The organism is Amycolatopsis sp. NPDC033938 (genome assembly GCF_055575975.1).
The window spans coordinates 1088564-1102790 of record NZ_JBVIRO010000001.1 but is presented as its reverse complement, the minus strand read 5'-3'; the positions used below and the strand labels follow the sequence as shown (position 1 = coordinate 1102790).

The 14227-nt window shown below is 67.6% G+C and carries 17 protein-coding genes; 9 read left to right on the top strand and 8 right to left on the bottom strand.

The features are described 5' to 3' along the window. The first annotated feature begins 107 nt into the window (after positions 1 to 107). A complete protein-coding gene (lon, locus tag ACZ5ZX_RS05520) occupies positions 108 to 2510 on the top strand; it encodes an endopeptidase La (RefSeq protein WP_465500806.1) in 2403 nt (800 codons plus the stop codon). 54 nt (positions 2511 to 2564) lie between these two features. Here lon and ACZ5ZX_RS05515 read toward each other — a convergent pair whose 3' ends face one another. Continuing rightward, positions 2565 to 3497, bottom strand: a complete 933-nt coding sequence (locus ACZ5ZX_RS05515) for a zinc-dependent alcohol dehydrogenase (RefSeq protein WP_465500805.1) — start codon at positions 3495 to 3497, stop codon at positions 2565 to 2567. 83 nt (positions 3498 to 3580) lie between these two features. On the opposite strand from ACZ5ZX_RS05515, the gene ACZ5ZX_RS05510 reads away from it, so the two are divergent. After that, positions 3581 to 4327: a TetR/AcrR family transcriptional regulator gene (locus ACZ5ZX_RS05510; RefSeq protein WP_465500804.1), complete on the top strand. Its 747-nt coding sequence runs from the start codon at positions 3581 to 3583 to the stop codon at positions 4325 to 4327. A 132-nt stretch (positions 4328 to 4459) separates the two neighbouring features. Then, positions 4460 to 5620, top strand: a complete 1161-nt coding sequence (locus ACZ5ZX_RS05505) for an alkaline phosphatase PhoX (protein WP_465500803.1) — start codon at positions 4460 to 4462, stop codon at positions 5618 to 5620. Between the two features lie 42 nt (positions 5621 to 5662). Here ACZ5ZX_RS05505 and ACZ5ZX_RS05500 read toward each other — a convergent pair whose 3' ends face one another. Then, positions 5663 to 6313, bottom strand: coding sequence for a DedA family protein (locus ACZ5ZX_RS05500; protein ID WP_465500802.1), 651 nt, complete (start codon positions 6311 to 6313; stop codon positions 5663 to 5665). A 135-nt stretch (positions 6314 to 6448) separates the two neighbouring features. Here ACZ5ZX_RS05500 and ACZ5ZX_RS05495 point away from each other — a divergent pair, with 135 nt between their 5' ends. Continuing rightward, positions 6449 to 7600, top strand: coding sequence for a sensor histidine kinase (locus tag ACZ5ZX_RS05495; protein ID WP_465500801.1), 1152 nt, complete (start codon positions 6449 to 6451; stop codon positions 7598 to 7600). Next, a complete protein-coding gene (locus ACZ5ZX_RS05490; RefSeq protein WP_465500800.1) occupies positions 7591 to 8235 on the top strand; it encodes a response regulator in 645 nt (214 codons plus the stop codon). Before ACZ5ZX_RS05495 ends, ACZ5ZX_RS05490 begins: the two co-directional genes overlap by 10 nt. A gap of 52 nt (positions 8236 to 8287) precedes the next feature. Here the strand turns inward: ACZ5ZX_RS05490 and ACZ5ZX_RS05485 are convergent, their stop codons facing one another. Together ACZ5ZX_RS05485 and ACZ5ZX_RS05480 are read right to left on the bottom strand one after the other, a co-directional pair. Beyond that, positions 8288 to 8668 (bottom strand): VOC family protein, encoded by a 381-nt coding sequence (locus ACZ5ZX_RS05485; protein ID WP_465500799.1) that lies wholly within the window; start codon positions 8666 to 8668, stop codon positions 8288 to 8290. 46 nt (positions 8669 to 8714) lie between these two features. Continuing rightward, positions 8715 to 8858: a hypothetical protein gene (locus ACZ5ZX_RS05480; protein ID WP_465500798.1), complete on the bottom strand. Its 144-nt coding sequence runs from the start codon at positions 8856 to 8858 to the stop codon at positions 8715 to 8717. A 97-nt stretch (positions 8859 to 8955) separates the two neighbouring features. Between ACZ5ZX_RS05480 and ACZ5ZX_RS05475 the strand changes: the two genes are divergently transcribed. After that, positions 8956 to 9597 (top strand): TetR/AcrR family transcriptional regulator, encoded by a 642-nt coding sequence (locus ACZ5ZX_RS05475; RefSeq protein ID WP_465500797.1) that lies wholly within the window; start codon positions 8956 to 8958, stop codon positions 9595 to 9597. Positions 9598 to 9643: 46 nt separating this feature from the next. On the opposite strand, the gene ACZ5ZX_RS05470 is transcribed toward ACZ5ZX_RS05475, so the two are convergent. Both ACZ5ZX_RS05470 and ACZ5ZX_RS05465 read right to left on the bottom strand, forming a co-directional pair. Next, positions 9644 to 9856 (bottom strand): hypothetical protein, encoded by a 213-nt coding sequence (locus ACZ5ZX_RS05470; RefSeq protein ID WP_465500796.1) that lies wholly within the window; start codon positions 9854 to 9856, stop codon positions 9644 to 9646. Positions 9857 to 9956: 100 nt separating this feature from the next. Continuing rightward, a complete protein-coding gene (locus tag ACZ5ZX_RS05465; RefSeq protein WP_465500795.1) occupies positions 9957 to 10490 on the bottom strand; it encodes a GNAT family N-acetyltransferase in 534 nt (177 codons plus the stop codon). 40 nt (positions 10491 to 10530) lie between these two features. Here ACZ5ZX_RS05465 and ACZ5ZX_RS05460 point away from each other — a divergent pair, with 40 nt between their 5' ends. From ACZ5ZX_RS05460 to ACZ5ZX_RS05450, 3 genes are all read left to right on the top strand, one after another. Continuing rightward, positions 10531 to 11100 carry a dihydrofolate reductase family protein gene (locus tag ACZ5ZX_RS05460; protein ID WP_465500794.1) on the top strand — a complete coding sequence of 190 codons (570 nt, stop codon included), beginning with the start codon at positions 10531 to 10533 and terminating at the stop codon, positions 11098 to 11100. Between the two features lie 68 nt (positions 11101 to 11168). Further along, a complete protein-coding gene (locus tag ACZ5ZX_RS05455) occupies positions 11169 to 11549 on the top strand; it encodes a hypothetical protein (RefSeq protein ID WP_465500793.1) in 381 nt (126 codons plus the stop codon). A 779-nt stretch (positions 11550 to 12328) separates the two neighbouring features. Further along, the gene (locus ACZ5ZX_RS05450) at positions 12329 to 12625 is read left to right on the top strand and encodes a hypothetical protein (protein WP_465500792.1); all 297 of its coding nucleotides are present in this window, start codon (positions 12329 to 12331) and stop codon (positions 12623 to 12625) included. 70 nt (positions 12626 to 12695) lie between these two features. Here the strand turns inward: ACZ5ZX_RS05450 and ACZ5ZX_RS05445 are convergent, their stop codons facing one another. Then, positions 12696 to 13196, bottom strand: a complete 501-nt coding sequence (locus ACZ5ZX_RS05445) for a hypothetical protein (RefSeq protein WP_465500791.1) — start codon at positions 13194 to 13196, stop codon at positions 12696 to 12698. A gap of 60 nt (positions 13197 to 13256) precedes the next feature. After that, positions 13257 to 14186, bottom strand: coding sequence for an NAD(P)-dependent oxidoreductase (locus ACZ5ZX_RS05440; protein WP_465500790.1), 930 nt, complete (start codon positions 14184 to 14186; stop codon positions 13257 to 13259). Positions 14187 to 14227 lie beyond the last annotated feature (41 nt).

Here is a 14227-nt window from a genome sequence, read left to right as displayed (position 1 = left end):
CAGAGGTCTGAGGGGTGGGTGATCGCTGACGGCGAACGTCAGGGGGAAACAAACGGGTCGATCGGAGAGTTGAGCTAGTCAGACTCAACTAACCGAGGAGTGCACAGATGACCGACAACCGCCTCCTGCCCGTCCTCCCGCTCGATGACGACGTCGTGCTGCCGGGCATGATCGTCCCGCTCGACCTCACCGACACGGAGACGCGGGCCGCGGTGGAGTCCGCCCAGGCCAACACGCCTGCCCAGGCTTCCTTCCCGGGGATCCGCTCCAGCGCCGCCACCAAGGCCGAGGTGCTGATCGTCCCCCGCGTCCACGGCGAGTACGCCGAACTCGGCACCATCGCGACCGTCGAGCGCATCGGCCGCGTACCCGGCGGCAAGACCGCGGTGCTGCTGCGCGGCACCCGCCGCGCCACGGTCGGCCGCATCGCCGACGGCCCAGGCGCCGCCCGCTGGGTCCACGCCGAAGTCGCCACCGAGACCACCGACGACAACTCCGCGAAGCTCGCGTCCGAGTACAAGAGCGTCGTCCTCGCGATCCTCCAGCAGCGCGGCGGCTGGCAGATGATCGACGCCGTCCAGGAGGTCGAGGACCCGTCCGCGCTCGCCGACCTCGCGGGCAACTCCTCGTACCTGAACACCGACCAGAAGCTCGAACTGCTCTCCGCCCTCGACGTTTCGGCACGGCTCGAAAAGGCCCTCGAATGGAGCCGCGAGCAGCTGGCCGAACTCGAGGTCACCGACACCATCCGCAAGGACGTCCAGGAGGGTATGGAGAAGCAGCAGAAGGAGTTCCTGCTGCGCCGCCAGCTCGAAGCGATCCGCAAGGAGCTGGGCGAACTCGACGGCACCGCGGGCGACGACGATTACCGCGCCCGCGTCGAGGCCGCCGAACTGCCGGACGCGGTCAAGAAGGCCGCACTGTCCGAAGTGGACAAACTGGAGCGGACGTCGGAGCAGTCCCCCGAGGGCGGCTGGATCCGCACGTGGCTGGACACCGTCCTCGAACTGCCGTGGAACGAGCGCACCACCGACGTCCACGACATCGCCGCCGCGCGCGACATCCTCGACGCCGATCACGCCGGTCTCGACGACGTGAAGGAACGCATCATCGAGTACCTGGCCGTGCGCAAGCGTCGCGCGGAGTCCGGTCTCGGGCCGGTCGGCGGACGCCGTTCGGGTGCCGTGCTCGCGCTCGCCGGTCCTCCCGGGGTCGGCAAGACCTCGCTCGGCGAGTCCGTGGCGAAGGCGATGGGCCGCAAGTTCGTCCGGGTCGCGCTCGGCGGCATCCGCGACGAGGCCGAGATCCGCGGGCACCGCCGCACCTACGTCGGCGCGCTGCCCGGCCGGATCGTCCGCGCCATCAAGGAAGCGGGCTCGATGAACCCGGTCGTGCTGCTCGACGAGATCGACAAGGTCGGCGCCGACTACCGCGGCGACCCGACGGCGGCGCTGCTGGAGGTGCTGGACCCGGAGCAGAACCACACGTTCCGCGACCACTACCTGGAGGTCGAACTCGACCTGTCCGACGTCGTGTTCCTCGCGACGGCGAACGCGCTCGAGACCATCCCCGGCCCGCTGCTGGACCGGATGGAGCTGGTCACCCTCGACGGCTACACCGAGCACGAGAAGGTCACCATCGCCCGCGACCACCTGCTTCCCCGCGAGCTGGACCGCGCCGGCCTCGGCAAGGAAGACGTCAAGCTGACCGACGACGCCTTCAGCCGCATCGCCGCCGAGTACACGCGGGAGGCCGGGGTGCGTAACGCGAACCGGACCATCGCGAAGGTGCTGCGGAAGGTGGCGACCAAGGTCGCGCTGGACGAGGTCGAGTTGCCGCTGACCATCGACGCCGACGGGCTCGAGACCTACCTCGGCCGTCCGCGGCATCTGCCGGAGTCGTCGCTGCCCGCGTCGACCCAGCGCACGTCGACCCCCGGCGTGGCGACCGGCCTCGCGGTGACCGGCGCCGGTGGTGACGTCCTCTACATCGAGGCGTCGCTGGCGGATCCGGAGTCCGGCGCCACCGGGCTGCAGCTGACCGGCCAGCTGGGCGAGGTGATGAAGGAGTCCGTGCAGATCGCGTTGTCGTACCTGCGTTCGCACGGCGCCGAGCTGGAACTGCCGGTCGGCGACCTGAAGGAGCGCGGCATCCACGTCCACGTCCCGGCGGGCGCGGTACCCAAGGACGGGCCGAGCGCCGGGATCACGATGACGACCGCGCTGGCGTCCCTGCTTTCCGGCCGGGTCGTGAAGTCGGACGTGGCGATGACCGGTGAGGTGTCGCTGACCGGGCGGGTGCTGCCGATCGGCGGGGTCAAGCAGAAGCTGCTGGCCGCGCACCGGGCCGGGATGAAGACGGTGATCATCCCGCAGCGCAACGAGCCGGATCTCGACGACGTCCCGGCCGAAGTGCTGGCACAGCTGGACGTCCACGCCGTGGCGAACGTCCGTGACGTGCTGGACATCGCGCTGACCCTGGCGTCCACGCCGGTCGCTCAGGCGGCGTAAACGGCACGAAGCCGAAAGCCCCGGATCCGCGAAGGATCCGGGGCTTTCGGCTGTTCAGGGGTGAAGGACGACCTTGATGGCCCCGGCGGCCCGATCGCCCGCCACGCGGAAGGCCTCCGCGGCGTCTTCGAGCGGGAAGCGGTGGGTGATCACCGTCCGTGCGATCTCGGGGTTGCCGGCGAGCAGCGCCGCGGCCTCTTCGGTGTCGCGGACGCCGTCGTGCCTGCTGTAGGCGATGGAGTGCACGTAGGTGAGTTCCTTGACCAGACTGACGATGCCCGGGATCGGAGCCGTGTGCTGGTAGACCCCCAGCAGCACGACGCGACCGCCAGGGCGGGCGAGTTCGGCGCACCGGGCGAGGCCCGCCTCGCTGCCCGCGGCGTCGATCACGACGTCGTAGGTGCCTGTGACCGAACCGGCTTCCAGGCGTTCCGCCGCGGTCCTCTGGTGCTCGTGGCGCGCCTCGACATCGACGTCGAAGCCGCGTTGCCGGGCCGTCGCCGCGGCCAGCAGCCCGACGCTGCCGCCGCCGACGATCGCGACCCGCTCCCCCTTTTCGAGTGCCGCGACGCGGACACCGTGCCCGGCCACTGACGCCGGTTCGACGAGGCAGGCGTCGCGCACGTCCAGGCCGGCCGGGAGGGGGACGAGCATGTTCTCGGGAATCGTGACCGCGTCGCACATGCCGCCGTCCCGGAAGATGCCGAGCGTTCCGTGGTCAGGGTCGTCACATCTTTGGACGTGGCCTTGGCGGCATTGCTCGCATTCTCCGCAGTAGACCGTGGGTTCGACGGCGTAGGACCGGCCGTCGGCGGCGGTCCCGGCGAATTCGTGGCCGTAGGTGTAGCCCTGCACGCCGTTCGCCGCGAAGCCGACGTCGGTTCCGCAGATGCCGACCGAGGCGACGGCGAGGCGGACGCCGGAACCTCCCGGCTCGTCGGCCTCGGTCACGAGGATGCCCTGATCGGAGTTTCGTACGGCACGCATGGTCTCCCCTTCGGTCACTGTTAAGCGAACAACGTTAGCTTATATTAAGTGATACTTGTTCGCATAGGACTTATCCTTGGCCGGTGGACGAACCGAGCACGACAGCGGAGACCGGCGAACCCCGGCCGGGAACGGCGGCCTGGTGGCTGGCCAGGGAGAACGAACCCGCGCGGCAGCGGCGGCGCAGATCGCTGACCCTCGAGGGCATCCTCGACGCGTCCATGGCCCTGCTCGACGCGCGCGGAGCGGCCGCCCTGACCATGCGCAACGTCGCCGAGGAGCTGGGCTGCACCCAGGCGTCGCTCTACCGGCACGTCCGCAACCGTGAGGAGCTGGTGACCCTGCTTGTCGACAGGGCGATCAGCGTGGCGAGCGCCGCTCCGCCCGAAGACGCGGATTGGGCCGAGAAGGCAGCGTGGTCCGCGCACCGATTCCGGGAGCACCTGCGCCGTCATCCCGGCGTGGCCTCGCTCCTTCGCGGGACCGAACGGCTCGGCCCCAATTCGTTGGCCGGGATGAATTACGCCCTCGGATTGTTCATCGGCGCGGGTCTCAGTCCCAAGCTCGCCGCCGCCGCCGCGTCGTCGCTGGCCACCTTCGTCATCGGCTCGGTGCACTTCAATCTCGGCGTCGACGCACGGGATCCGGAAGAGAAACGGCACCGGGGACAGCTGTACCGCTCGCGGGACGCCGCGGCGGTTCCGTTGCTCGTCCGGCACGCCGACGTCCTCGCGGAACTCGGCAGCGACGACGAGTTCGAAGTCGGCCTCACCGCGTTGCTCGCCGGATTCCGCGCCCTGATCGAGAACCCGGACGGCACCCCCGACTGAGCGCGGTTCCTACGAAAGTTCCCTCGCCACCGGCGAATACGTTGCGAATTCACCTGAAAGTCCCGTTCCGCCCGTAACCTCCCCTCCGCTCCTTACCGCACCACCACATCAGCGGATGTCTTGGAGGCACGAGTGAAGCGACGGAATTTCCTGCGCGCGGCCGTGGTCGGCGCCGGGGTCACGGCGTTCGGCAACAGGCTCTCGGGGACGGCTTTGGCGGCGCCCGCGCAGAACGGACCCAGCCCGTACGGCGCGCTCCAGGCGGCCGACGCGAACGGGATCCAGCTGCCGGCCGGATTCACCAGCCGCGTCATCGCGCGCTCCGGCCAGCAGGTGGCGGGAACCGGCTACACCTGGCACAACGCCCCGGACGGCGGCGCGGTGTTCGCCGACGGCAGCGGCTGGATCTACGTGTCGAACTCGGAGATCAACCCGGGTGGTGGCGCCAGCGCGGTCAAATTCGACGCGAGCGGGAACATCACCGGCGCCCATCGCATCCTGGCGAATACGCGGCAGAACTGCGCGGGTGGCAAAACCCCTTGGAACACCTGGCTTTCCTGCGAGGAGATCGACCTCGGCTTCGTCTACGAGTGCCAGCCGAACGGGCCTGCCACGGCCGCGGTCCAGCGGCCCGCGATGGGGAAGTTCAAGCACGAGGCCGCCGCGGCCGACCCGGTGCGCAAGGTCGTCTACCTGACCGAGGACACCACGGACGGCTGCTTCTACCGCTTCGTCCCGACGACCTGGGGCGACCTTTCCGCCGGAACACTTCAGGTATTGAAGGCCGGTACGGCGACATCGGGCAGCTTCACCTGGGCGAACGTGCCCGACCCCGACGGCTCCCCCACCCCCACGCGCAACCAGGTGTCCGGCGCGAAGCGGTTCAGCGGCGGCGAAGGCCTGCACTACGCCAACGACACCGCCTGGTTCACCACCAAGGGTGACAACCGCGTCTGGCAGCTCAACCTGACGAACAGCACCTACGAACTCGCCTACGACGATTCGCTCGTCAGCCCCGGTTCGGCGCCGCTGACCGGCGTCGACAACGTCACCGGGACCTCGTCGGGTGACCTGTACGTCGCCGAAGACGGCGGCAACATGGAGATCTGCATCATCACGCCGAACGACATCGTGGCGCCGTTCCTGCGGATCAACGGCCAGAGCTCGTCGGAGATCTGCGGTCCGGCGTTCAGCCCGGCGGGGAACCGGCTGTACTTTTCCTCGCAACGCGGCACCTCCGGTTCGTCCTCCGGCGGGATCACCTACGAGGTGACCGGCCCCTTCCGTTCCTGAGACCAGCGTGCGGGGGCCCCGGGCCGGCGGCCCCCGCACGACTCAGGCATTCGTGCGGTTCTTCTCACGGAGACGGCTCACCACGAACAAGGTCAGTGCGACCACGACGGCCGCGATCACGAAGTACTGGAAGAACCCGGCGTACTCCTCGACCAGATGCCAGCTCTCCCCGAGGGCGTAGCCCGCCAGGACGAACACCGTGTTCCAGATCAGGCTGCCCAGCGTGGTCAGGGCCAGGAACCGCCAAAACGGCATGCGTTCGATTCCGGCGGGCAGCGAGATGAGGCTGCGGAAGATCGGCACCATCCTGCCGAAGAACACCGCCTTGGTGCCGTGTTTCTGGAACCAGGCTTCGGTCTTGTCGAAGTCGGATGCCTTGACCAGCGGGATCTTCGCCATCCAGCGGCGGGTGCGGTCTCGGCCCAGCAGCAGGCCGAGGTAGTACACGATGATCGCGCCCGCGACCGAGCCGAACGTCGTCCACACCAGCGCCTCCACCAAGGTGAACGTGCCCTGGCTGGCGGAGAACCCGGCGAGTGGGAGCACCAGTTCGCTGGGGATCGGCGGGAACAGATTGTCCAGGCCGACGATGATCGCGGCCCCCGGACCGCCCAGCGCGTCCATCAGCGACACCGCCCAGCCGGCGAGTCCTCCCATCGGTTCGCTGGCGGTTTGGGCGAGGAGGAGGTTCATGGCGGCCTTTCGTGGTCGTCTGCGGATATCAACGAACGTACGAATCAGCCGGGTTCCGCACACTGCGGTCAAGCGGCACAGATCACTGTGGAAAACCGCAGTACCGATCTTCGGTTACCCCGCTAACCTGGCGTTATGCCTGTTCCGGCAGCGATGCGCCGCTACCTGCGCAAGATGCTCCGCGGCACGCTGGGCCTGGCGATCGGCGCCACGACAGCGGTCGCGGAGTTCTTCTACCTGCTCTTCGGCGGCATCGCGCTCGCGGTCCCCGCGTTCCGGCGGTCCGTCTTCTCCGGCGCCCGCACACTGTCCGAAATGGAGCGACAGCGGCTGGAGAAGTATTTCGGCGCCGAGAACGCGACGGACTACACCGGACGCCGCGCGATGGCCTACCTGATCCCGCGTTGCGTCATCGGGCTGCTCAGCGCCGGGATCTTCGGCCTGATCCTGCTGGGCGCGGGATCCGGCGTGATCATCGGCTATCAGCTCCTCGACGGCAGGTCGCCCGGCGGTGACGCCCCTGCCGACTGGTACGACCCCGTCACCACCGCACTCTTCGGCGCGCTCCTCATTTTCCTTTCCGTGCAAGGACTCATCGGGGCCGCGACGCTGGATCGCAAACTGGCGACGAGCTTTTTCGGCCCCAGCAAGAAGGAACAGTTGCGCCGCCGGGTCTCCGAGCTGGCGACCAGCCGCGCCGAGGTCGTCGAAGCGGTCAACGACGAACGACGGCGGATCGAACGAGACCTGCACGACGGCGTCCAGCAGCGGCTCGTCGCGCTCGGCATGCTGCTGGGCCGGGCGCGGCGCGCCGGCGATCCGGCACACGCGTCGGAACTGCTCCGGCAGGCGCACGAGGAATCCCAGCGCGCGCTGAACGATCTGCGCGAGGTTTCGTGGCGGGTGTATCCGATCGCGCTGGACTCGGACGGGCTGCACCCCGCGCTGGAGGCGCTCGCGGAGCGCTCCGGTGTCCCGGTCCACCTGCGGGTCGACCTGCCGGAACGGCCGTCGGCGGCCATCGAGACCGTCGTCTACTTCGTCGCGTCCGAGGCGGTCACCAATACGATCAAGCACGCCGCGGCGACGCGGATCGACATCGAGGCCGAGCGGGACGGGGACAGCGTGCGGGTGCGGATCACCGACGACGGCACGGGCGGGGCGCGGGAATCCGGTGGCGGCCTTTCCGGTCTCGCGCGGCGCGTCGCGGCGGCGGACGGGGAGTTCACCGTGGCCAGTCCGCTCGGCGGTCCGACCGTGGTGACGGCGGTGCTGCCGTGCGGGTGATCCTCGCCGAGGACTCGACGTTGCTCCGGGAGGGCCTCGTCCGGCTGCTGGCCGAAGAAGGGCACGACGTCGTCGCGTCGGTCGGCGACGGCGAAGCGCTCGTCTCGACGACAGCCGCGTACCGGCCCGACGTGGTCGTCACCGACGTCCGCATGCCGCCCACCCACACCGACGAGGGCCTTCGCGCCGCACTCGAAATCCGGAAACGCTGGCCGGAGATCGGCGTCCTGGTGCTCTCGCAGTACGTCGAGAAGCGCTACGCGGCCGAACTGATCACCGGTGACGGCGAACGCGTCGGCTATCTTCTGAAGGACCGCGTCGCCCAGGTGGGCGAATTCCTGGAGGCGCTCGACCGGGTCGCCGCCGGTGGAGCCGCGTTCGATCCGGAGGTGGTACGGCGGCTGCTCGCGAGGACCACGCACACCGATCCGCTCGCGAAGCTGACCGCCCGCGAGCGTGAAGTGCTGGAGAAAATGGCGCAGGGCCACACCAACGCCGGGATCGCCGAGTCGCTGTACGTGTCGCAGAGTGCCGTCGAGAAGCACGTGAACGCCATCTTCGACAAGCTCGGACTGGCCAACACCGCGGGCTACAGCCGCCGCGTCCTCGCGATCCTGCGGTATCTGGGCTCCTGAGCGGAAAAGCGGGGCTCGGTCCACTGTGGACCAAGCCCCGCTTCATATTTCCTTACTGCTGCACCCACTCCACGAGTTCCACGGGCACCCCGTTCGGGTCGGTGACCATGAAGAGACGCTCTCCCCACGGTTCCTCCCGCAGTGGCAGCGTGATCTCGACACCTTCGGCACGCAGGCGCTTCTCCTCGGCGTCGAGATCGTCGACCGTGAAGGCCACGATCACCCCGGCCGCGCGCTGCTGCCGCAGGTGCTCCGGCAGGACCTCGATCCCCGCCGCGAGCAGGACGATGTTGACCTTCGCGGTTTCGTGCCCGAGGGAGACGAAACCCTCCGCGGCCATCTGCTCGGTGAAGCCGAAGTGCTCGGTGAAGAAGCGGCTGGAGGCGGCGACGTCGTCGACGGTCAGCGAAATGGTGGAGGTCAGGACGTTCATGGGCTATCCCCTTCGGTCAGCGGTGGTTTTCGGACTGGCTGGGCGGTCAGTACGACCTGCGCCGCGGAACGCCGATCGAGCGGCGCACCGGCGTCGTGCGGCCGGGGAACGACTGCTGATGGCGGCGGTCGTTCCGGCGGACCTGGGCGCGGCCTGCGCCTTCGTTGCCTTGGGGGATTCGAGCGGTCAAGGAGCCTCTTCTCTCACTGGTCGGTAGTACGGATGTAAGTTTACATCCGACCTACAGTAAGTCAAGGATATTTTTACGACGGTGGTAAAGTTCGCTCATGACCAGCACGGATGTGGGTTTGCGAGAACTCAAAAAGCAGGAGACGCGGCAGCTGATCTCCGACCACGCGACGATGCTCTTCATCGAGAAGGGCTTCGAAGAGACGACGATCGCCGAGATCGCCAAGGCGGCGAGGGTGGCGAAGAAGACCGTCACCAACTACTTCTCGCGCAAAGAGGATTTGGCGCTCGACCAGCACGAGGAGTTCACGAACGGACTGGCGAACGCGGTCGGCTCCAGGAAGACGGGTGAGTCGGCGCTGGCCGCGCTACGGCGCACCTTCCTGGACGCGGTGGCGGAGCACTCCCCCGTGATCGGCTTCACCGGACCCGCCTTCGCGAAGATGGTGCTGGAAAGCCCCACCCTGACCGCACGGCTGCGCGAGTTGCACGAACTGCGGGAAGCGGCGCTCGCCGAACTCCTCGCCGCCGAGACCGGCGCCGATGCGGACGACGTCACCCCGGTGATGGCGGCCGCCGAACTCAACGCGATCGACCGCGTCCTCTTCCGCGAGGTGCTCCGGCGATCGCACGCCGGCGAGAGCAACGACGAGATCGCCGAAGCGCTGACGAAGGCGGCGAAGCGGGCTTTCGAGCTACTGGAACCCGCTTTCGGCGACTACGCGGTCCGCGAATCTTGAGGGGTACGGCAAAGCGCGTTTAGCGGGCTAAACGCGAGCAGTCGGTCTACCGCGGCGGAGGAGGGCCGCCCTGCGGCGGGTACTGACCCGGCTGCTGGGGCGGATAGGGAGGTTGCGGCGGATACGGAGGCTGCCCGCCGGGATACGGCGGCCGCGGCGGCTTCTTCCTGGTCAACACCACCACGACGACGACCACGGTCGCGATGATGGCGACCACCAGAAGCAGGATGATGAGGTGCCACGGCTGGAGCGCGTTCATATTCTCCCCTTCGCCATCGCCCGGCAGCATAGCCCGCTTCGCACCCCCGGAAGCCACAACTTTCAACCGGGAAAACGGCACACCTGACACGCCGACGGCGTCAACGCGAGACGTAGAGCAGCATGTCTCGCGCGATCCCGCCTATCTCGTGATGGGCGGGCAGCAGCCCCTCGTACCGGTAGCCCGCGTTCTCGGCCGCGCGCAGCGAACCGCGATTCCACGGCTCGATGTACAGCTCGATCCGCTCCACACCCGGCACCGTCCAGGCGAAGGGAGTGATCGCTTTGAGCGCGTCGGACGCGAAGCCGCGGCGCCGGTGCTCAGGCGAGACCGAATAGCCCACGATCCCGATGCCTTCGGAAAGTTTCCGCAACCAGAGGCCGATCGTCCCGACCCCGGTGCCCGCCACGTCGATCACGAAGGGGAATCCACGGCCTTCGGCGTGACGGCTTTTCTGTCCGCCGATCCACTCTTCCGCCTCCCGCCGGGTGGGATGCGCGGGCAGGCTCCCGATGAGCGGCACGTACGGATCTTCACCGAGTTCGAGCGCGAGGCGGACGTCGGCTTCGGCGAACTCGCGGAGGACGACGGATCCGTGCGCCGGTGGGGTGGACGGCCAGGGCGGCAGGCTCATCAGCCCATTCTTGTCGGAGGGCGGCGGTACGGTCGGGCTCATGAGGGAACTCATCGTCACGGAGAACAGCACGATCGACGGCGTCATCGAACTGGCGGGCGACTGGTTCAGCCCCGGCGACAGCGATCCGGACGTCGACCGGTCGGACGTGCTGGCCGCGCTCCGCGAACAACGTGAAAACGCCGACGCCCTCCTCCTCGGGCGCGTCTCCTTCGAAGACATGCGCGGTTATTGGCCGAAACAGACGGATGACGAAACGGGCATCTCGGCCTATCTCAACTCGGTGAGCAAGTACGTCGTCTCCAGCACGCTGACGGAGCCGGAGTGGGAGAACACGACGGTGCTCTCCGGCGACCTGCGTTCCGAGATCGAGAAGCTGAAGGCCGCCGAGGGCAAGGACATCGTGACGACCGGCAGCGTCTCGCTGGTGCACGCGCTCATCGGCGCCGGGCTGGTCGACGAGTACCGGCTGTTCGTCTACCCCGTCGTCGCGGGCGAAGGCCGACGGCTGTTCGAGGGCGCGACCGCCGTGCCGAAGTTGCGGCTGGTGGAGGAACGGGCGTTCACTTCGGGGATCGTGCTGCTGCGCTACCGAGCCGCGTCGAACTGACGTCCGTTACGCCCCTCGGTAGGGTCGTGCTTCGTGTAGCGGCGGGAGACAGACGGAGGTGGCGGGTCATGGTCGACGCGTCGAAATTCACGGCCGAGGTCTTCCGCCAGGCGGCCGCGCGACCTGACGCGCCGCCGCGGTTGAGCCGGGCGGCGGACTGTGTCCTGCAGGGCACGTTCAGCTGGGAGGAAGTCGCCGCCGGGACCTGCCAGCATCCGCTCGCGCAGGCACTGTTCGCCCCGAAAGCCCAGGAGAAGCTGTGGCCGCTGCTGACGGAGGTGGCCGCGGCCCTCGAAACGGCGCCCCCACCGCCCGAACGACGACGCCGCCGCCGCGCGTTCGAAGCACCTCTGGCGGACGACGACTTCAGCCAGTTCACCTACCTCGAAGACCTGGCCGAACCGAGCAGGCATCCGGCATGGCCGCACCGGCCGGAACCCGGCCGTTAGCGAGAGTTGTCGAGGGGTATGCCCACCGTGCCGTGGTTGTGGGCGGGCCTGTTCGCCGGGGTGGCGGGGAGCGCGAAGGCGTAACTCGCGTGCTCAGACACGTAACTCGCGTGCCTGGACCCCGCGCTCTGAGCACGTGAGTGCGGTGCCACGTCACCAAGGCCACCACGCTTGAGACGGTGACAGTCCCCAGCACCGGCCCGGCAGTACGCACAAGAGCGGCCCCGTGACCTGGTCACGGGGCCGCTCTTGGGTGGCGAGTGAGGGATTCGAACCCCCGAAGGCAGTGCCGTCTGATTTACAGGGAAACGACTGCAACACTCTGACCTGCAATGTTGTCAATATCGACGCCCGTGCGCCCGTTCTACGCCCGTAGCGGACCATCAGGATGCCGTTCACGTGTCCTCACGCCGCGGTTTTAGCGCGTCCGACAAGATCCACTGACGATGCCACGTAGCGCCCTCGCCGGGGACTCCGAGGGCGAAGACGACCCATCCGACCCAGTGGCCGGTGACCGTGGCGGCCCACTTGCTCAGGCTCCCCGGCACCGTCCTGGTGAGGTCAAGCCCATCCGGGAGCGACTTCCGCGGCGCGTCAACTGGGAAGACGCGACCCAAATCCACCCACACTGGCCTAGGCGGCTCGACCACGTGCACGTACGGCGCAGCATCGACACGACTTGCCGGTTCGGACATACGTTCGATTATGCAACCTGAGTTCCTCGGACCGCTCGTGCACGACGTGCTTGCCGAGTACGACTGGAAGGATACGATCGCACCATGTCTGACGAGGAGCTGGCGCAACGAGTTGCCCGACTGGAGCGGCAGGTGATGGACCTGACTGAGAGGTCCGCCGATGCCGCTGCCGCTCGGGTGCTGGCGGCTGGCGCGGATCGCGACGTCGGCGAGGTACGGGCTGAGCTGCGCGCTCACACCGGCACGCTGAATGCGCTGCGCGAAAACCAGATCGACCTACGCGAAGAAATGCGCGAGGGCTTCGCGACAGTGAACCGATCGTTGCAGCAGATTATCGGCCTACTCGGCGGTACTCAGCCGGGAACGGGTCAGCCGAACTGAGCTCGCCCAAACAACGAAGGCCGCCAGCGGAGTCGCTGGCGGCCTTCGTTGTTTGGGCGCGACCTGTCTGTCAGAACCAGGTGTCGCGCTGAATAGCATCGGGTTTGATCTCTTCTATGTAGCCGTTGTCAAACTCAACTTTGACGTAGTCATCGCCGAAGAGACCGCTCCGCTTGCCTACCACTTTCCCGCGTGTACCGGGGTCGACGTGGCGCATGAAGGGGCCACCAATCGCGTGACGGCTTTTGACCTTGTCGCCCTCGCCGTATTTTCGGGGGGCGCTTTCCTCAGTCCACCAGCGTGTGCGCGGTTCCCGCTCGTTCGGTTCCTTTCTTGCCTGGCTCGTTTCGCGACCAGAATCCTCAATCGTGTTGTCAGCAGACGGCCGATAAATGCGTTCGTCCGCGAATGTGCTGGCTGCGTAGCTAGCCGGGGCTTCGCTGATCGTGCTCGGGTCACCTGGCCGCCAGGGCTTCCAGTCGTCGGGGAGATCGGATCCGTTGGCCTTCCAAGCTCCCCCGCTTGCTTCTGGTCGTCCACTCATGCCGCGTCCCCTCTCCTGCGCGATCATCGGCCGTTTTCGAGGCTAGCTTCTGACATCGGAAGACGGCAGTACCAGCACGAACATGGATTAACGTCGCCGTTCGATGTTCGATGGGATGCCGCCTTCGAGGAAGGTTTTGATCTGCTGCGCAGCGACCTCGTAACAGCGTTGTGCGGTGTCGGGGACGTTCTTCGACATGTGCGGGCTGATGATGACGCCGGGGCAGGTGAAGAGTGGGTGCCCTGGCGGCAAGGGTTCGGGGTCGGTGACATCCAGCGCCGCGCGCAGTCGCCCGGTCCGAAGTTCGGCGATTAGTGCGTCGGTGTCGACAATCTCACCCCGACCAGCGTTAACGAGCAGCGCGCCGTCGGGCATCGTCGCCAGGAATTTCTGGTCGACCAGGCGGCGCGTCTCGGCGGTGAGAGGCGCCGAGATCACCACGATGTCGTGTCCGGCGATCAGAGTCGGGATCTCATCGGGCGCGTGCACGCCGTCCCGCCTTGTGCTCGCGACCAGCGTGGTGGTGGCGCCCATCTTGCGGAGTCGCTCACCAGAAGCAGCTCCGATGTGGCCGGCGCCGATGATGAGGACTCGTTTTCCGGCGATTGTGTCCGGGTCGACCTTGCGGTGCGCCCAGACGCCTTCGCGTTGGTAGTCCAGCAGCACGGGCCATCCTCGGTACAGGCAGAGCACTGCGGATAGGACCCATTCGGAGACGGAATGCGCATGACCGCCTCGGGCGCTGGCAAGGACCACGTCGGCGGGCACATGCGGCGCCCATTCGTCTGTTCCGGCGGAAAGTAGTTGCACCATCCGCAGGTCGGGAAGCTGAGAAATCAGCGGGATCGGGCGGCGGCTGCCACGGAAGGAGACCACGAGTATCTCGGCTTGCCGCTGGTCCGCGGTGAGTGCGAGCTTGACTGGGTCGTAGGGCAGTACTTCGACATCCTCGAACTGGCTCAGGAGATCAACGCCGGTCTGGTCGTCGGGTTCGCAACTGACAAGGATTTTCGGCATGCGAAATGGATTCTTTCCCTGGGGCGCAAGGGGAAACGACG

What these genes read in the sequence shown, in the direction of transcription:
- lon (WP_465500806.1), top strand. Translation starts at nt 108, where the DNA reads ATGACCGACAACCGCCTCCTGCCCGTCCTCCCGCTCGATGACGACGTC.
- ACZ5ZX_RS05515 (WP_465500805.1), bottom strand. Translation starts at nt 3,497, where the DNA reads ATGCGTGCCGTACGAAACTCCGATCAGGGCATCCTCGTGACCGAGGCC.
- ACZ5ZX_RS05500 (WP_465500802.1), bottom strand. Translation starts at nt 6,313, where the DNA reads ATGAACCTCCTCCTCGCCCAAACCGCCAGCGAACCGATGGGAGGACTC.
- ACZ5ZX_RS05495 (WP_465500801.1), top strand. Translation starts at nt 6,449, where the DNA reads ATGCCTGTTCCGGCAGCGATGCGCCGCTACCTGCGCAAGATGCTCCGC.
- ACZ5ZX_RS05485 (WP_465500799.1), bottom strand. Translation starts at nt 8,668, where the DNA reads ATGAACGTCCTGACCTCCACCATTTCGCTGACCGTCGACGACGTCGCC.
- ACZ5ZX_RS05475 (WP_465500797.1), top strand. Translation starts at nt 8,956, where the DNA reads ATGACCAGCACGGATGTGGGTTTGCGAGAACTCAAAAAGCAGGAGACG.
- ACZ5ZX_RS05470 (WP_465500796.1), bottom strand. Translation starts at nt 9,856, where the DNA reads ATGAACGCGCTCCAGCCGTGGCACCTCATCATCCTGCTTCTGGTGGTC.
- ACZ5ZX_RS05465 (WP_465500795.1), bottom strand. Translation starts at nt 10,490, where the DNA reads ATGAGCCTGCCGCCCTGGCCGTCCACCCCACCGGCGCACGGATCCGTC.
- ACZ5ZX_RS05460 (WP_465500794.1), top strand. Translation starts at nt 10,531, where the DNA reads ATGAGGGAACTCATCGTCACGGAGAACAGCACGATCGACGGCGTCATC.
- ACZ5ZX_RS05455 (WP_465500793.1), top strand. Translation starts at nt 11,169, where the DNA reads ATGGTCGACGCGTCGAAATTCACGGCCGAGGTCTTCCGCCAGGCGGCC.
- ACZ5ZX_RS05450 (WP_465500792.1), top strand. Translation starts at nt 12,329, where the DNA reads ATGTCTGACGAGGAGCTGGCGCAACGAGTTGCCCGACTGGAGCGGCAG.
- ACZ5ZX_RS05445 (WP_465500791.1), bottom strand. Translation starts at nt 13,196, where the DNA reads ATGATCGCGCAGGAGAGGGGACGCGGCATGAGTGGACGACCAGAAGCA.
- ACZ5ZX_RS05440 (WP_465500790.1), bottom strand. Translation starts at nt 14,186, where the DNA reads ATGCCGAAAATCCTTGTCAGTTGCGAACCCGACGACCAGACCGGCGTT.